Here is a 16,343-nt window from a genome sequence, read left to right on the forward strand (position 1 = left end):
CCCTTTTCAGGGCAGCAGGTGAATCTTGTGCAGCCGCCGGATTTTAAAAGCCGCGGCCAAATCCAGGCGTGTATTAATATCTGCTAAGGAACGTCCGAGAATGGCCTCGATTTTATTTAAACGGTAACGAAGGGTGTTGCGATGTAAAAAAGTGGCTTGGGCTGTTTTATTCATGTCAAATTGGTTATCCACGAGGCTTTCCAATAGCCAAACCAGATTATCCTCACTCTCATCCTCTTCAGGTAAATCTCCCAGAACATGATAATAGTATTCTTTCAGATCTTCCAGGTCATGTTTGTACAGGATTCTTTCCAGACCCATATCGCTGAAAAAGGGCACCTCAACTTCCAGCAGGCTTCCCATCTCACAAGCGACTTTGGCCTCCTGGTAACTGCGAAAGAGGTCATTGGGCTGGGCGTAGGTTTTCCCTACTCCGCAGATGATCCGGTAATCGGACACTGTGGTCTTAAACTGATTGGAAAGGCCCTCTATTAAGGAAGTGATTTCCGGTTTCCGCTCAGCCGCCTTTTCACTCTCCGCCGGCAGAATGACCACGACTTCGTTTCGATTCACTGTCGTTGCCGGATTTTTATAGTATCTATTGATCAAGGTTCGATCCACAGTCTTTTGCAGCACCTCCATAAGGTGCCAGTCAGGGGAATGAGACTCCAGATCAGGGACCCGTAAAAGCAACACCGTATGGGGTCGGTGGAAGTCCCAGCCCCATACTTCTCCCATCGTCATAATATCTTCGTTGCGTTTAAGGTTGCCATAGAGTAAATCGTAAAAGAAAGCATTTTTTGTTTTATGTTTTTCCTGCTTCAGCTCCAACTTATTCTGAAGGTGGATGGAGTATAGAGAGAGGGCCGTTTCTATAATGGCTTGAAACTCCTCAAAGTCCGGCTTGACTTCATCATACAGCACAAAAAGATACCCCAATATCCGGCCATTGGGGGCGATGGCCCAGCCTGCCCCTTTCAGATGCAACGCTTCAGTGGATAGGGTGCAAAAAAATAAGGTCTCGTTATCCCCCCGCTCCCCTTCTATCACCATCTGAAAGGAGTCCAGATCCGGGTGAAGAAGTGTTGTGGATAGGGTCTCATAAGTCGGAGTAGAAACCAGGATAGGTTGATTCAACACCTCGGCAATGGCGCAAGTAAGAGCATCCAGCCCTTGGCCGGATGTTTTAAGAAGCTTCCGCATGTAATTCGGCATTGAACTGACGTTTCCCATAATGCTTCATATCCTCCTTCTTCTCCCTTGGTTCCCTCATCGGATTTCAATCACTCGTAGTTTAGCTTATCTGACCCTAAAATTTCAACCCAAAGATTTATCTCTGGCTTATCCATTAGTTACGGTGCACAGTAACCGCACTCAGACTTTGTGCATGTGAACATTTGATTCATCTTAGTCCATTATATAATGGAATCAGGCTTAGGAAAAGTCATTGGCCTTTCACAATTTACTTGCCAAGACTGATGGTAATATTTGAATTTGAGGCACTGCAACTTCGAATGTTATCATTAGTACAAACAGTGTCCATAAATCGTGACTGCTACAGCCAATACCGACAGAATAAGTCTATGGATATTTCGTAATTAAGAGGAGGTTAAAGGTGTGGCAAATCTTTTCCAAAAAATTAGCGAAAAACAAATAAGCCGTAGAACATTCTTAGCGGCAACTGCGGCCGGAACGGCCAGCCTGGCGCTGGCCGGCTGCGGCACTGCGCTCGCTCCGGTGGGAGCGAATTATGACGCAGCCGCAATTAACGGAGAAGGACAATGGATACCTGCCGCCTGTTGGTTTAACTGCGGCTATAAATGTTATAATGCCGCCCTTGTCGTGGATAATGTGGTTGTCCGCCAGAAAACCGATGATACCCACCCGGACAGCTTCAATAATCCGCAGCTGAGAGGATGTCTGCGTGGGCGTGCCCAGCAGCAACAGGCATTCGGTGTCGATCGGATCAAATATCCTATGAAACGCAAGCATTGGGAACCTCTTACCGGCGGAGATAAATCTTTGCGCGGCAAAGATGAATGGGTTCGGATTTCCTGGGATGAGGCCCTGGATTACGTAGCTGCCGAGTTAAAAAGTGCCAAAGAGAAGTACGGGAACAGCTCCATCCTGATGCCTACCTGGGGAGATAATTTTTGTGATTTTTATAATGCCATTAATGGGTTTGGCGGTTATACCACCGTGCAGGATACTTCATCGGTAGGCACATACCTGCATGTATCCGGCATATTGGGCATTCTGCCTGCCGGTATGAACGATGCCAATGACCGCTTGGATCTGTTAAAGAGCGAGACCATTGTCCTTTATGGCTGCAACCCTGCCTGGGCTTCAGCAGGATCGCCCAGTTATAATCTGGTGCATGCCAAAGAGGCCGGAGCGAAGTTCATTTATGTCGGCCCCAGCTATAATGAAACAGCTAACTTGGTCGATGCCAAATGGATACAAGTTCGCCCCGGTACAGACACAGCCTTCCTGCTTTCGATAGCCTATGTGATGGTCACTGAAGACGACCCCCTCAGCAATCCAATTATTGATTGGGATTTTCTTAATCGTTGCACCGTCGGTTTTGATGCCGAACATATGCCGGCTGATGCTGCTCTTAACGAAAACTTTAAGGACTATATACTGGGCAAATACGACAACCAGCCCAAAACTCCCGAATGGGCTTCGGAAATCTGCGGTACCCCTGTACAAGATATTGTTTGGTATGCCAAGGAAATGCGCAAGGACAAGAAGGTTACCGTTTTACATGCCAGTGCGCCGGCCCGCTGTAATAATGCCGATGATTTTCCTCAAATCTTAATGACAGTGGCAGCTATGGGTGGTCATTTCGGTAAACCCGGTCACGCCTGTGGCTCTGGTCAATACTATCAATCCACCAACTGTGGCCCGAACTTGGTTATGATGGGCGCTTCAGGCGCTCCCGTGATTCCCAATCCTTGTACCGATATTATTACAGGTCCCGAGCTATGGGATGCCGTACTCAGCGGAAAATATAACCGCACCGGGCCAGCCCTCTGGGGGGATCTTGCCAGTGTTGGCCCTAATGATATTGATATCCATGTGATCATTCATTCTTGGCGAAACAGCCTACAGACTACCCAAGGTATCAAAAAAGGCATAGAAGCCCATCGCAAAGTAGACTTTGTGGTAAGCTGTGCTTATTCCTTAAACGCCAGTGCCCAATACTCTGATATCGTATTGCCTATTGTTACTCAGTGGGAAAGACAAAGCTCTTATTTTTATCTTGGGTTTTATAACCGGGATGTACAATTCTTCCCATCCAAGGTCGTGGAGCCCCTTTATGAAGCGAAGAGCGATCAATGGATTGGGATCGAGCTCGGCAAACGCTTAGGCATTGATGTGAGCCAAGCCTATCCTTTGACTGAAGAGCAACAGTACCTCAATATAATTGCCGGAACTACGGTTATCAATAAAGAAGGTACCGATTATGAGACCTTAGTAACGATTACTGAGGAAGACCTTGCGTGGTGGGCATCAAAGTATGGAAAAACAGATGGCAAACCGCAACAAGGCAGAATCGGCCTGAAAGAACTCATGGAACAAGGGAAGTACCAGATTGAACGCCATGAGGGAGATAACTTTGGCAATATTACCTATGAAGCCTTTGTCAAAGATCCGAAGAACAACCCCCTCGGTTCAAAAAGCGGGAAGTTTGAAATCTATTGCCAAACCAAAGCCGATCGAATTAACGCCATGGGACGCAGCACCCTCAAACCCTATCCAAGTTATATACAGCCTTTAAACGGCTATGAGCAAAGCTTCAAAGACTGGGGCAAAAAGATCAAGGGGGATTACCCATATCAGGTAACCAATCCTCACTATTTAAGGCGGGCACATACTGGTTTTGACTATTTGCCCTGGTTGAGAGAGGCAATGCCCAATCCCGTATTCATCAGCGCACTGGATGCCGAAGAAAAAGGCATCAAAGATGGTGATACTGTACTTCTGACCAATCCCCATGGTAAGGTTCTGCGTCAAGCCAGCGTCAGCCAGCGGCTTATGCCTGGTTATATTGAGCTGCCACACGGTACCTGGTTAGAGCTGGATGAAGCTACCGGTATCGACAAGTCCGGGTCTGATAACTACCTTTGCGCCCCTATTACCAGCGGCCAAGGCGTTTCCGGCTATAACACTCAATTGGTCAATATGGAAAAGTATGACGGAGCGCCCCTTACACCCGACCACTTATGGCCAATGAGAGTTGTTAAACTCTAAACGAAGGAGGAAAACAAAAATGGCCTTAGGATTTTACTTTGATGTCAATAAATGCATCGGCTGCCGCACCTGTCAGGTAGCCTGCAAGGATAGAAACCGCTTGGATGTGGGCATTTTGTTCCGCAGAGTCAAAAGCTACGAAACAGGTGCCTATCCCGCTGCCAGAGTGTACCATTATTCCGGCGCCTGCAACCATTGTCAGGAAGCCAAATGTGTCAAAGGCTGTCCCACCGGCGCCTTGCATTTCGCTGATGACGGGACCGTCCAGCACGATCGCAAAAAATGCGTAGGCTGTAAATACTGCACCTGGAATTGTCCTTACAGTGTCCCGCAGTTTATTGAAGAAGCCGGCGTTATCGGCAAATGCGACAGCTGTAAAGACCTGCGCGACGCCGGAGAAAATCCGGTGTGTGTCGACGCCTGCCTTATGCGCTGCCTGGAGTTCGGCGATCTTGACCAACTGGCCGCCAAACATGGCGCTCACCTGGTCAAGGAATTGCCTGTCTTGCCCTCCGCTCAGGTGACAAACCCCTCTTTATTGATTAACCCCAGGAAATTCTCTCTGGATCCCCAGTATAAAGAAGTGGAGGTGTAAACAGTGGAAGAGCTCGCCTTGATTATATTCACCATCTGTGTTCAAGCGGCTGTCGGCCTGATGGTATTTACGGCTGTAGCCAAGCAATTGAACAAGGACGGTATCTTTAAAACCGCTGTAGCCGCTGCCGCAGGCTTAGCCATCGTCGGTCTTCTCGCTTCCTTCCTGCATCTGGGCCACCCCATTGCCGCTGTCAATACGCTCATGGGATTCACCACTTCCTGGCTAAGCCGCGAGATTTGGTTTACCAGCGCCTTTACCGGCCTGACAGCGCTCGCCGTTTTGCTCATTTACTTTAAACCTGCCGCTAAAAAGGCAATTAATACTTTAATTATCCTGGCTGCCGTAATCGGCCTGATTGACGTATTGGCTATGGCTTCGGTCTATACATCCTCCAGTGTTGCCGCCTGGCAGTCCAGTTCAATTGTTGTGGAATTCTATGCTGCCGCAATTTCCATGGGAGCACTGCTTTTCCTCGCCTTAAGCGCCAAGGAGGATACCGGCAAAATGCGAAAAGTTGTCGCCATTGCTGTAACCGCAGCCTTCGTGATCCAAGCTGTCGCCATGATCCCCTATTACAATGGTTTCGGAGCCAGCAGTAATCTTGCCCTGCAACAGAGTCATGCGATTCTCAGCAGTATGACACCGACTATGATTCTAAAATGGGCTGCCATTCTTGTCGGAGCCGGTCTGCTCTTCCTCCCTGCCAGGGAAAAGAACAAGGACGCGCCTATTATTCTTGGGGCTACTGCCCTGGTCGTGCTTGGCCAGGCCGTGGGACGCTATCTCTTCTTTGCCATCATGATTGTCTCCTAGCAAAACCTTTCTTCCGCTTTACTTTCCTCTTCCCGCTTTTAACGGGCGGGAAGAGGATTTCGCTACTCTAAATAGAAGGACGGTGAAACTATGGTTCAGGACGTTAAGCTGGTTATTTTCTCCCTTGGCCTGCAAGCGGCTATTGGCATCATGATCGCCATGATGGCCGCCGGGAAAATGAATGGCAGAAATGACTATAAACCGGCTTCGGTTGCTTCCGCTTTATTGGGTACCATCGGCTTGCTGGCTTTTGTTTTCTATTTGGGCAGGCCGGCGTTTATTTTTAATGCCATATCCCAATTCAGCCATTCCTGGCTGTCGCGGGTACTGGTCTTTTCCCTTCTATTCATTGGATTTGCCATCATTCATGCCGTAGTGCAATATGTCAATCCCGCCATCAAGCGTTTTGGCTGGACTGCCGGTACCGTTGGTTTGATTAATGTTGTCTTTATGGCTAATGTCTATATGAGCACCAGCCGCCCCGGTTGGCAAAGCATCGTTCCCCTTATTGACTTTTTAGCGGTCACAATGGTCTTGGGAATTGCCCTCTTTTGGACCATCCAATTGAGTGGGACAGATATAAAAAACCAAAAGATGTACGGCCTGATCGGGCTGTCTAGCGCAGTTATTCTAGGGGTAGTAACCTTTCTCAATTATAATGGTTTTGATACCCAAACTACTGGTCTGCTCCTTGGCATTCACCTTCTCCTGTTTCTGACAGGCGCTGTTTTATTGTTTATTCCCTCGCTGAAACCCGCCAAAGAACAGACGGGTTCAGGAAGAATGGCAATGGTCTATATAGGCACGGCAGCTTTAGGCGGCGGCTTAATGGTGAGCAGATATTTGTTTTATGCTGTTCTTATTACCGACAGCGGACTTTAGACTTTAAAGGAACACAGCAATGAATCATGAGCGTTTTTCCATTCGGCATATCACCATAATCATCCCAGTTGTTCTTATCTTGGCCGCTATCGTCTATCAGCAGTTTGTAAACAAGCAAGAGACAGTTGCTTTCATTCAGCATCTGGAACCTGCCGCCTCCAGGTGCGAACCGATTGCCGGGGTCGGCGGATATTCTGCCTATAAGTTATGGGATAAGGATGACACTATCCTGGGTTATGCTGTGGCAGCCGGTGCCTCCGGATATGGCGGACCTCTCGGCATCTTAGTCTATCTCGGAATAGATGGTATCCTTAAGAATGTGATCATTACCGAAAATTGCGAAACCCCCGCTTATTTCAATCGCGTGCTGAATGAAGGCTATCTGGACAAATTTATCGGTAAACAAGCCCATGATCCCTTTGAGCCCGGGCAGGATATTGACGCAGTAAGCGGAGCAACCTATACTGTTAAAGGGATCGCCCAAGCTGTTCGCAAGGGCTCCTGGCAGGTAGGCAAACATGAGCTGGGCCTCCAGGTTCCTGCCGGGACCCGCTTCTCGCTGGGTTGGCAGGAGCTTGGGCTGATTATCTTATATGGCCTGATATTCATTGCTGTATCACGCCGCCGCCATACATTGCGCCCTTGGATCTTAGCCATCTCCGTTCTCTTTCTGGGCTTTTTCCTCAACGTTGCCTTGAGTCTGGCGAATCTCACTAGCCTCATCAGCGGCAATTTACCATCCCCCTTGGAACGTCCCTTTTGGTATCTATTGACACTGGGAATTCTTATCCTTACCTTGCTCTGGGGAAGAAATTTTTACTGCACCTGGCTTTGCCCCTTTGGCGGACTTCAGGAGGGTATCTACAAAGCCCTGGGGGTTATGAAGTTCAATCCTTCCTCCCCAATGATGGCTCTGGCTCGCAAAATTCGCTGGGGCATCCTCTGGGCCGCGGTGATGGCGGCGCTTATCTTCAACAATCCCAGTATCGCCAGCTATGAACCTTTTGCGGTAAGCTTTGGCGGTCAAGGGAATCTCGGCCACTGGCTCACTCTATGTCTGGTCTTGATAACCGGGACCTTCATCTACCGTGTTTGGTGCCGTTTGGTTTGCCCGGTTGGGACTGTGCTTAATTTCCTTGCTTCTGTAAAGAGAAGAACCAGGATGCTTTTTCGCCCCAATGGACCAGTAAGCCGGCCTGTTGATTCGGTTTTCGAACATCCTTTAACCTGTGCGGAAGTAATTTGTTCAGAATGTGGGGCCGGTCAAGCTCGCGTACGCTGGGCCGATTTACCCGGCAAAGAAAAAGTGTTTCTTGGTATTCTGGTTGTGTATGTTCTCTCGATTATCATAACCTTATCTCTGAATATCCTATCCATTTGATAAGGGGATTCTGGTGCCTTCCGCAATTTCCTCTGAAGAGATCTCTACAGCGAAGGAAGGTGAATAGGAATGGCTTTAGGGTTTTATTTCGATATCAATAAATGCATTGGCTGCCGAACTTGTCAAGTAGCCTGCAAAGATAGAAACCGGTTGGATGTGGGCATTTTATTCCGCAGAGTCAAAAGTTATGAAACAGGGTTGTATCCCGACGCCAGGCTGTATCATTATTCCAGTGCTTGCAACCACTGTTCCAATGCCAAATGTGTTAAGGGATGTCCTGCCGATGCATTGTACTACGCCGATGATGGCACAGTTCAACATGAAAAAAATAAATGCATCGGCTGTCGATACTGTACCTGGAACTGTCCCTATGGTGTTCCTCAATTTATTGAAGAAACCGGCACCATCGGCAAATGCGACAGTTGCAAGGGGTTGCGTGACAAGGGCAAAAATCCGGTTTGTGTGGATGCCTGTCTTATGCGCTGCCTGGAATTTGGCGATTTAGATGAGCTTGCGGCAAAACATGGTGCGGATGTCGTTCAGGATTTACCTATTCTACCTTCCTCAACGTTGACAAATCCATCCGTATTAATTAAGCCTAAAAAATGCGCTTTGTCTCCCCATTATAGTGAAAAGTACTTCTAGCCCATGGAAAAAATCTTAACCAAAAAATCCGTAAAGGCGGTGCTTGCTATGGCAACACAAGATGATGGAATTGCTATAATTTTAGCCAACCGACACTATATTTACCAGCTGCTTCAGCATATTTTCGGAATCGAGCCGAACCGGGAACTGCTTGACATCGCCACCAACCAACACACCCAAGAAGCCTTGGAATTGATGCTCGATGAGGAAAATTGCGACCTTAATACTTACCTGGCTTTACTCACAAAATTAAGGCTGGCGCTGTCCGCTGATCCCGACCCCACCCTGGATAAGCTGACCAGTGAATATACCAGCTTAATGATCGGTCCCCATAAGCTGCCTGCTCCCCCCTGGGAATCTGTCTATGTGACCAAGGAACGGGCACTTTTCCAGGAAAGCACTCTCAAGGTACGGCGCACCTATCTGAACTATCAGTTTTTACCGGCCAATTATCCTCACGAAGCCGATGATCATCTGGCCTTTGAACTGGACTTTATGGCCCATTTAGCGAAACTGACCCTGGAAAGGTTCGACCAGCAAAAGATAGATGAGGTCAAAAAGCTGCTCGACGATCAGAAAGCCTTTTTACAGGATCACCTACTGGTTTGGATCGGGGATTTTGCTGAGGATATGCAAAAATCAAAAACTCACCATTTTTATCCGCAAATGGCTGCCTTAACGAAACAGTTCTTAGAAGCGGATGATTTAGCTCTCGATGAGCTTATGGATTTATTTTAGAATTACGGCCTTAATATAACCCATTCTTAAGCTTACCGCCCCGGTGGTAGGCTTTTTCTATAGGTACCTGCTATGCTAATGGCAACAAAAAACGGTATCAATAAGCTCCATTACCTTCTGAACGTTACTTGCTATGTGTCAGCACCACCTTTCAGAATCTTGTTAACACTGGACTTGATAGTTATTCAACAGGGTAACTTCCCTTAAAATAAGGTCTTATTAATATTATACATAAATTGTTAGTAATAGAGACAGGAAACTATTCCCCCCTCCAGCCTACCGAATGGGACTTTTATAATATAAAACCCTATTACTCCGATTCCAGATCAAGCCCATGAAGCTGCTCAATTTTCAGCACAGCTGTAAGATCAAGACGGGTACTCATATCATCCAAGGGGCGATCAAGGATCGCTTCAATTTTACTAAGACGAGTACGCAAGGTGTTGCGATGTATAAAGAGATCCTGAGCCGTCTTATTCACGTCAAACTGATTCATAGTGAAGGTTTTTAAGATTTCCAGCAGGCTCTCTCCCGACTCGTCCTTGCGTAAATCACCAAGGACTTGGTCGCGATATTCTTTTAAATCCTGGATATCATGCTTATAGAGAACCCGTTCTAAGCCCATATCGCTGAAGAATGGGACTTTCACCCCCAGCAGGCCCCCCCATATCGATAACAACTTTGGCCTCTTGGTAGCTGCGAAAAAGATCAATCGGCTCATCATAGGTTTGTCCCACGCCAAAAGCAATGCGCTTATTTAATTCGGTATCGGCAGTTTGATTAAGGATATTTCCAGCCAAAGCTTTTATATCCTGCTTCTGTTCCGACCGTTTTCGGCTCGCTGAATGCACAAGAGCAATCACCTCATTGCGATGAACAGTCACCGCCGGATTTTTGCCATATCTATTAATTAACCCTCGCTCGACAATCCTCTGCAGAGCATCAATAAGATGCCGGTCCGGAGAAAAAAGCTCTACATCCGAACCTTTAAAAGCAGGACAGCGTGGGGATGACGGAAATCCCACCCCCATACCTCTCCCCTGTTCATAATATCTTCATTGCGTTTAAGGTTTCCATAAAGCAGATCGTAGAAAAAAGCATCTTTGGATTTGTTTTTCTCCTGTTTCAGCTCCAATTGGTTCTTGAGACTGTTGGCATATAAGGATTCGACATTGTCCAGCAAGGTTTCATAAAAATCCAAGTCGGAGCCTTCCGCTTTGTCAGTGACTAAAAACAAATAGCCAAGCACCCGGCCCGCGGGTGCGATAGCCCGCCCCAAACCTCTTAGCCCCAACGTATCTGTTTTTATCGTACAGAAATACAGTTTTTTATGGCTCACTCCCTGTTCATCATTCTCTACCTGAAAGCTGTCAAGATCCGGATGAAGATGGGTGGTAGCAATGGTTTCATAAGCAGTGTTGGCGACAATGATCGGGAGCTTTAACAGTTTCGACAGAGTATAGGTTAAGGCATCCAAACCCTGACCATAAGCTTCGAGCAGTTCCCGCAAATAGTTATAAATAATCGCTTCTTTATTCAAAGTCTTTGTACTCCCTTCCATCTTATATTCTAAAAATGTTTTCATGCACAAAATTCGGGGTAATTAATGTACTTGTGATTATTTAAGCAAGATCGATTTCCTTTTATAATTGTCTTACGAAGAGCAGCACTTGGAGTTGAGGCACTGGAACTGCAATGTTGCTCTTCGTTAAAAACAGTGCCAACTACAATCTAATTTTAGGAGGTTGGAAGGTGTATGGCAAGTCTCCTCAAGAAAATAGCCGACAAACAAATAAGCCGCAGAACGTTCCTGGCCGCTACCGCAGCCGGAACTGCCGGCTTGGCGCTTGCGGGCTGCAGTGGTAATATCCTCACCCCCGCAGGAGCCAATCTTGATACAGCAAAAGAAGGCAAATGGGTCTCAGCCACTTGCTGGCATAACTGCGGCGGCCGTTGTGTCAATAAAGCTTATGTGGTGGATGGGGTCATTGTCCGGCAGAAAACCGATGATACCCGCCCAGACACACCAGATGCTCCCCAGCAAAGAGGATGTCTGAGAGGGCGCTCACAAAAGCATCAGGCCCAAGGTGTGGACCGTTTGAAATACCCTATGAAGAGAAAAAACTGGGAACCAGGCGGCGGTAAAAAGGAACTGCGCGGCCAGGACGAGTGGGTGCGGATTTCCTGGGATGAAGCTCTGGATATTCTTACCAGCGAACTGCAACGCATCAAAGGTGCTTATGGCAATGCTTCCATTCTTGTTCCGGGAGAAGCGAACAGTGAAGTTATGAATTTAATGAGTATCTACGGTGGTTTTGTTCCCTCTTGGGGGACGATGTCCTTTGGCTCCTGGTTCATAACCCCTCATATTATTGGTTTCGCTGATAATTTATTCGATCCCAAAGCCCTTAACGACCGTTTTGATATGCGAAAAACCGATCTTGTCGTTGCCTTCGGCATCAATCCGGCCTGGAGTTCCCTGGGTAATCCTATGTATCATTTCCTGCAAATGAAAGAAGCCGGTACAAAATTCATTATTATTGACCCCTTTTATACTGATACTGCTGCCACTTTAGAAGCCGAATGGATTCCGATCAAACCGGCCACAGACATGACCTTGCTCCTGGCTATGGCCTATACCCTAATCGTCGAGGACGATCCGGTCAATAAACCTTTAATCGATTGGGATTTCCTCAATCGCTGTACTGTAGGGTTTGATGTTGAGCATATGCCGGCAGATGCCGAAACCAATGAAAACTTCAAGGATTATGTCTTGGGCAAGTATGACAATATCCCCAAAACCCCGGAATGGGCTTCGGAAATCTGCGGAATAGACCCTCACACCATTAAGTACCTGGCCCGGGCCATCGGCATGCAGAATAAGGTCAGTATCCTGGCCAGCTGGGCATCCGGGCGAGCTCAGAATTCCGACAATCTCCCCCAGATGTTTATGACTCTGGGGGCCATGACCGGACATTTCGGCAAATCCGGCCATATGACCGGTGCCTCCTGCTGGAACTATGCAGGCAACCCCGGTCCCGCCCTTGTCAACCCTGGCGGCAGCGGCGAACCATTTCTGGGCAGCCCCTTGAAAGAAGTCCTCTGTGAAGCAGACATGTGGACCGGCCTTCTCCGCAAAAAATATCTTCCCAATAGTATCATGAAAACCATCAAATATTCCCCGCCGACTTGGCAGGACACCGTCAAAGGAGTGGATCTGAAGACTCGTGTGCAAGAGGAGGATATTAATATCCAAATGATTTGGCATACTTCTGAAGCCACCCTGCAAACCCGGGATGGGATGAACAAAGGAATCGAGGCTCATCGGGCCGTGGAGTTCGTCGTCAGCCAATCCCATTTCCTAACCACCAACTCGAAATATGCCGATCTGGTCCTGCCCGTTACCACCTTGTGGGAAAGAGCCGGCGATATCGATGGCTTGTTCAGCAACCGCGATGTGCTCATTGTCTCTTCCCAAGTCATTGAACCCATTTTCGAGGCCAAAGATGATAACTGGATTGCTGTGGAGGTAGGCAAGCGCTTAGGATTGGATGTTTCCCAAATAGTTGTCAGCGACCGCAAGCAGCAGCTCTTTAATAAACTGGCTGGCTCCACGGTGGTAAAAGAAGACGGCAAAACCTTTGAACCTTTAGTAGACATCACTGCTGAGGATATTTCTGAATGGGGAGTTTCGGGACAGCCTCAAACAGGACGCATTCCCCTGACGAAGCTCCTTGAAGATGGTGTCTATCAGGTAGAACGTCATGAGGGAGACAATTATGGCTTTATTGCTTATGAAGATTTCCGCAAGGATCCCGAAAAGAACCCTGTCAATTCAGTCAGCGGCAAGCTGGAAATCTACAGCCAAACCCTTGCCGATATCATAAATAACCTTGGTTACACGAAAATTTCTCCCTACCCCAAATATGTCCCGCCCATCCAAGGGTACGAAGCTACCTTCTCTGATTGGCAAAGCAAGGCCAAAGGGGCTTATCCCTATCAGTTGATTACGCCCCATTACCTTCGCCGCTCTCACTCCATCTTTGATAATATTCTCCAGCTAAGAGAGGCCTGCCCCAACCCGGTATTCCTGTCAGCTCAGGATGCCGCAGCAAAGGGGATCAAGGACAAAGATACCGTTCTCATCACCAGCGAATTCGGCCAAGTCCTGCGCAACGCCTGTGTCACCGAACGTCTGGTTCCCGGCGTTGTCGCCCTCCCCCATGGTTCTTGGTGTGATGTGGATGAAAAAACGGGCATCGATCATGGCGGAGCAGACAATATCCTTTCCGGTAACGTCCCCACCGGTCAAGGATTGTCCGGCTGGAATACCTGCAATGTGAATTTAGAAAAATGGACCGGTGCGCCGCTTATTCCAGATGTAGAAAAACCGCAGAGAATCTTTTTCTAGAAAGGAGTGAATCATTATGGCAAATATGGGGTTTTATTTTAATATGAGCATCTGCATCGGCTGTCGCACTTGCCAAGTCGCCTGCAAGGATAAAAATAATCTTCAGCCCGGGACAATTTTCCGTCAAGTCAGGACCTTTGAAACCGGAAGTTTCCCTAAAGTTGGACTCTATCATTACAGCGCCACCTGCAATCACTGTGCCGAGGCCAAATGTGTCAAGGGCTGCCCTACAGGGGCCTTGCATTTCGCCGATGACGGAACCGTACAGCATGATAAAAATAAATGCATCGGCTGTCAATACTGTACCTGGAACTGTCCCTATAGTGTTCCCCAGTTTATTGAAGCGGCCGGTATTATCGGCAAATGCGACAGCTGCAAGGATTTGCGTGATAAGGGCGAAAATCCGGCTTGTGTCGATGCCTGTCTTATGCGCTGCCTGGAATTCGGTGACTTAGATGAACTCACCGCTGACCACGGACCAAAACTAGTTCGGGATCTGCCTATTCTCCCCACCTCTTCGATGACTAATCCCTCGCTTCTGATCACACCAAGGAGCCATGCCTTGGATCCTAATGTTCAGGAAAAGGAGGTCTAAGCCATGGAGGAATTAGCATTAATCCTATTCTCGATCTGCCTTCAGGCGGCCATTGGCCTGATGATATTCGCCACCCTGGCGAAATACCTGTACAAGGACGCTTCCTATAAAGTTGCCGTCGTCAGCGCCGCAGCTTTAGCTGTTATCGGTCTACTCGCCTCCTTCCTGCACTTGGGGCAGCCCTTCCGGGCTGTCAATTCCCTGGCTCACTTTGCCACCTCCTGGTTAAGCCGGGAAATTTGGCTGACCAGCATCTTCACCGGACTGACTGTCGTCACCGCGCTGCTTCTCCTCTTCAAGCCCGCTTCCCAAGGGTTAGTCCGGACCTTCATGGCTCTGGCCGCTGTATTCGGCTTATTAGACGTTTATGCTATGGCTTCTGTCTACACTTCCACCAGTGTTTCCGCCTGGAATTACAGTGCTGTCACCGTTGAATTCTATGCTGCTGCCATCTCCATGGGAGCTTTACTCTTCCTGACCTTAAGCGGCTCGGAAGGTTCTAAAGTTCGCCAGCCGGCGGTGATCATTACCGGAATTGCCGTTGCCTTGCAGGTCGCAGCCATGGTAGGATATTATATCCAACTGGGTGCAAGCTCCAGTTCAGCTGCTCAGCAAAGCCTTGCTCTTCTTAGCGGGATGAGCGGAGCAATGGCTGTTAAATGGTTATTTATCCTCTTAGGTACGGGATTGCTTCTCTTCCCTATTCAGAAACAACAATTATCCGTAAACAGCTCCGGTCAGGCTGCCGCAGAAGTGGCAGCGGCAGGACTATCCGGCACTACCATTTATATAGCCGCCGCCCTTCTCGTCATTGGTCAGATTGTTGGCCGCTACCTTTTCTATGCGATGATGATCGCCAGCCGGGTCGGCTTAAGCTAATCCTTTGTCATTCATTTTTCTTATTTTCCCTTTCCCCTCCCTCCTCTACCATAAATCTAAGTCCCCTCCTGCTTGAAGCTGCAGGAAGGGACTTAGATTCCTAAATAACGTAAAGGCGGTGTCTGAAGCCGGTTATATATCATGCTTCTATTAAAATAAATTGAAGAAATCAGGAGCTGCCACCTAAATTAAAATATAAGATATGTAAACTGAGAGCCGCCACCATCAGGTGAAGCGGCTCTCTCTCTATATAATGTGTTTACATTTAACTCAAGCCAACTGTATTTACAATCATCACTGCATAGAAAATGTAGCGTCCCAGGATCTGACCGATAACCACCAGGGCAGCTGCAAGATAAACTGTTGTGCCTGCCGTACCTTCTGTAGTTGCCGCCATTTGGGCGGCGGCTTGACCGGCAGATATCTTCATGCTTCCTTTACCCATGGGGAACATCAGAAATCCCGCTCCAAGGAGAATCAAGAGCCATTTCGTGGCCATGACTCCGCTCATGCTGTTTAAAAGGGCCAGGCTTTGTCCGGCAGCTAAGTTCTCGCTGGTTCCCAGTTGGATATAGTAAACTACCATGGCCGCTACTTGCACTACAACGGCAACTCCCACCCCTAAGGAGGCTGCTTTCTTTACTTTATCAGCTTCCTTCCCGCTTAAAGCAAGGAAAATGACTGCTCCCAGGGAGATGGCGGCAGCGTAGAATTCCACAAAAATTGAACCATGCTGCCAAGCTGGAACTGAGGCGTAATTATAGATAGAAGACATAATGTAGACATCGATTAGGCCTATGACTGCGGCCAGAGGAGCCAAAGCATTGACCGCACCTTTGGCCGCAGGCTTGATGAGGACTAATAAAGCACACAAAACGGTTAGCCCGGTAAAGACAGCGGTAAACCAAATTTCCCGGCTCAGCCAAGAGGTGCCAAAGTGGGCCAGTGAATTCAATGCAGCCAGTGGTCTGCCTAAGTGCAGAAGTGAGGCGAGAAGTCCGACAATCGCCAGGCCGGCTGCCGTGACCATAGCGGGTTTAAACTGTCCTTCCTTGTTAAAGGACTTGCCCAAAGCCACAAAGGCCATAGTACCAATAGCCGCTTGCAGGCAGATCGAAAATAGGATTAAGGATAGATTTTCCAC

At 48.1% G+C, this 16,343-nt stretch carries 15 protein-coding genes; 10 read left to right on the forward strand and 5 right to left on the reverse strand.

The window, feature by feature from the left end; genetic code table 11:
- Positions 1 to 6 precede the first annotated feature (6 nt).
- On the reverse strand, positions 7 to 1,233 hold the full coding sequence (locus DESLBE_RS05035; RefSeq protein WP_144675443.1) for a helix-turn-helix domain-containing protein: 1,227 nt from the start codon (positions 1,231 to 1,233) through the stop codon (positions 7 to 9).
- 384 nt (positions 1,234 to 1,617) lie between these two features.
- Between DESLBE_RS05035 and DESLBE_RS05040 the strand changes: the two genes are divergently transcribed.
- The 7 genes from DESLBE_RS05040 (at position 1,618) to DESLBE_RS05070 (ending at position 9,314) form a co-directional block, all read left to right on the forward strand.
- Positions 1,618 to 4,257 (forward strand): molybdopterin-dependent oxidoreductase, encoded by a 2,640-nt coding sequence (locus tag DESLBE_RS05040; RefSeq protein ID WP_144675445.1) that lies wholly within the window; start codon positions 1,618 to 1,620, stop codon positions 4,255 to 4,257.
- Between the two features lie 19 nt (positions 4,258 to 4,276).
- On the forward strand, positions 4,277 to 4,852 hold the full coding sequence (locus DESLBE_RS05045) for a 4Fe-4S dicluster domain-containing protein (RefSeq protein ID WP_144675447.1): 576 nt from the start codon (positions 4,277 to 4,279) through the stop codon (positions 4,850 to 4,852).
- Positions 4,853 to 4,855: 3 nt separating this feature from the next.
- Positions 4,856 to 5,668 (forward strand): DmsC/YnfH family molybdoenzyme membrane anchor subunit, encoded by an 813-nt coding sequence (locus tag DESLBE_RS05050; protein ID WP_144675449.1) that lies wholly within the window; start codon positions 4,856 to 4,858, stop codon positions 5,666 to 5,668.
- Between the two features lie 90 nt (positions 5,669 to 5,758).
- Positions 5,759 to 6,550 (forward strand): DmsC/YnfH family molybdoenzyme membrane anchor subunit, encoded by a 792-nt coding sequence (locus DESLBE_RS05055; protein ID WP_144675451.1) that lies wholly within the window; start codon positions 5,759 to 5,761, stop codon positions 6,548 to 6,550.
- Positions 6,551 to 6,569: 19 nt separating this feature from the next.
- On the forward strand, positions 6,570 to 7,931 hold the full coding sequence (locus DESLBE_RS05060; RefSeq protein ID WP_144675453.1) for a 4Fe-4S binding protein: 1,362 nt from the start codon (positions 6,570 to 6,572) through the stop codon (positions 7,929 to 7,931).
- Between the two features lie 69 nt (positions 7,932 to 8,000).
- The gene (locus tag DESLBE_RS05065) at positions 8,001 to 8,576 is read left to right on the forward strand and encodes a 4Fe-4S dicluster domain-containing protein (protein ID WP_144675455.1); all 576 of its coding nucleotides are present in this window, start codon (positions 8,001 to 8,003) and stop codon (positions 8,574 to 8,576) included.
- A gap of 48 nt (positions 8,577 to 8,624) precedes the next feature.
- Complete coding sequence (locus DESLBE_RS05070; RefSeq protein WP_144675457.1) at positions 8,625 to 9,314, forward strand: molecular chaperone TorD family protein; 690 nt, start codon at positions 8,625 to 8,627, stop codon at positions 9,312 to 9,314.
- A gap of 310 nt (positions 9,315 to 9,624) precedes the next feature.
- Here DESLBE_RS05070 and DESLBE_RS27395 read toward each other — a convergent pair whose 3' ends face one another.
- Genes DESLBE_RS27395 through DESLBE_RS27405 form a run of 3 tightly spaced genes read right to left on the reverse strand, consistent with a single transcriptional unit; the run spans position 9,625 to position 10,854 of the window.
- On the reverse strand, positions 9,625 to 9,963 hold the full coding sequence (locus DESLBE_RS27395; RefSeq protein WP_348981620.1) for a helix-turn-helix domain-containing protein: 339 nt from the start codon (positions 9,961 to 9,963) through the stop codon (positions 9,625 to 9,627).
- A complete protein-coding gene (locus DESLBE_RS27400; RefSeq protein ID WP_348981621.1) occupies positions 9,914 to 10,339 on the reverse strand; it encodes a hypothetical protein in 426 nt (141 codons plus the stop codon). The genes DESLBE_RS27395 and DESLBE_RS27400 overlap by 50 nt, the downstream gene beginning before the upstream one ends.
- Positions 10,288 to 10,854 (reverse strand): hypothetical protein, encoded by a 567-nt coding sequence (locus tag DESLBE_RS27405; RefSeq protein ID WP_348981622.1) that lies wholly within the window; start codon positions 10,852 to 10,854, stop codon positions 10,288 to 10,290. Before DESLBE_RS27405 ends, DESLBE_RS27400 begins: the two co-directional genes overlap by 52 nt.
- A gap of 216 nt (positions 10,855 to 11,070) precedes the next feature.
- Between DESLBE_RS27405 and DESLBE_RS05080 the strand changes: the two genes are divergently transcribed.
- The 3 genes from DESLBE_RS05080 to DESLBE_RS05090 are packed head-to-tail and all read left to right on the forward strand — an operon-like array spanning position 11,071 to position 15,199.
- Complete coding sequence (locus DESLBE_RS05080; protein WP_144675460.1) at positions 11,071 to 13,725, forward strand: molybdopterin-dependent oxidoreductase; 2,655 nt, start codon at positions 11,071 to 11,073, stop codon at positions 13,723 to 13,725.
- 16 nt (positions 13,726 to 13,741) lie between these two features.
- On the forward strand, positions 13,742 to 14,320 hold the full coding sequence (locus DESLBE_RS05085; protein WP_015943980.1) for a 4Fe-4S dicluster domain-containing protein: 579 nt from the start codon (positions 13,742 to 13,744) through the stop codon (positions 14,318 to 14,320).
- A gap of 3 nt (positions 14,321 to 14,323) precedes the next feature.
- Positions 14,324 to 15,199, forward strand: coding sequence for a DmsC/YnfH family molybdoenzyme membrane anchor subunit (locus DESLBE_RS05090; RefSeq protein ID WP_015943979.1), 876 nt, complete (start codon positions 14,324 to 14,326; stop codon positions 15,197 to 15,199).
- 265 nt (positions 15,200 to 15,464) lie between these two features.
- Here the strand turns inward: DESLBE_RS05090 and DESLBE_RS05095 are convergent, their stop codons facing one another.
- On the reverse strand, positions 15,465 to 16,343 hold the full coding sequence (locus DESLBE_RS05095) for a DmsC/YnfH family molybdoenzyme membrane anchor subunit (RefSeq protein WP_144675462.1): 879 nt from the start codon (positions 16,341 to 16,343) through the stop codon (positions 15,465 to 15,467).

This window comes from Desulfitobacterium sp. LBE (genome assembly GCF_007830365.1).
Taxonomy (GTDB): Bacteria; Bacillota; Desulfitobacteriia; order Desulfitobacteriales; family Desulfitobacteriaceae; genus Desulfitobacterium; species Desulfitobacterium hafniense.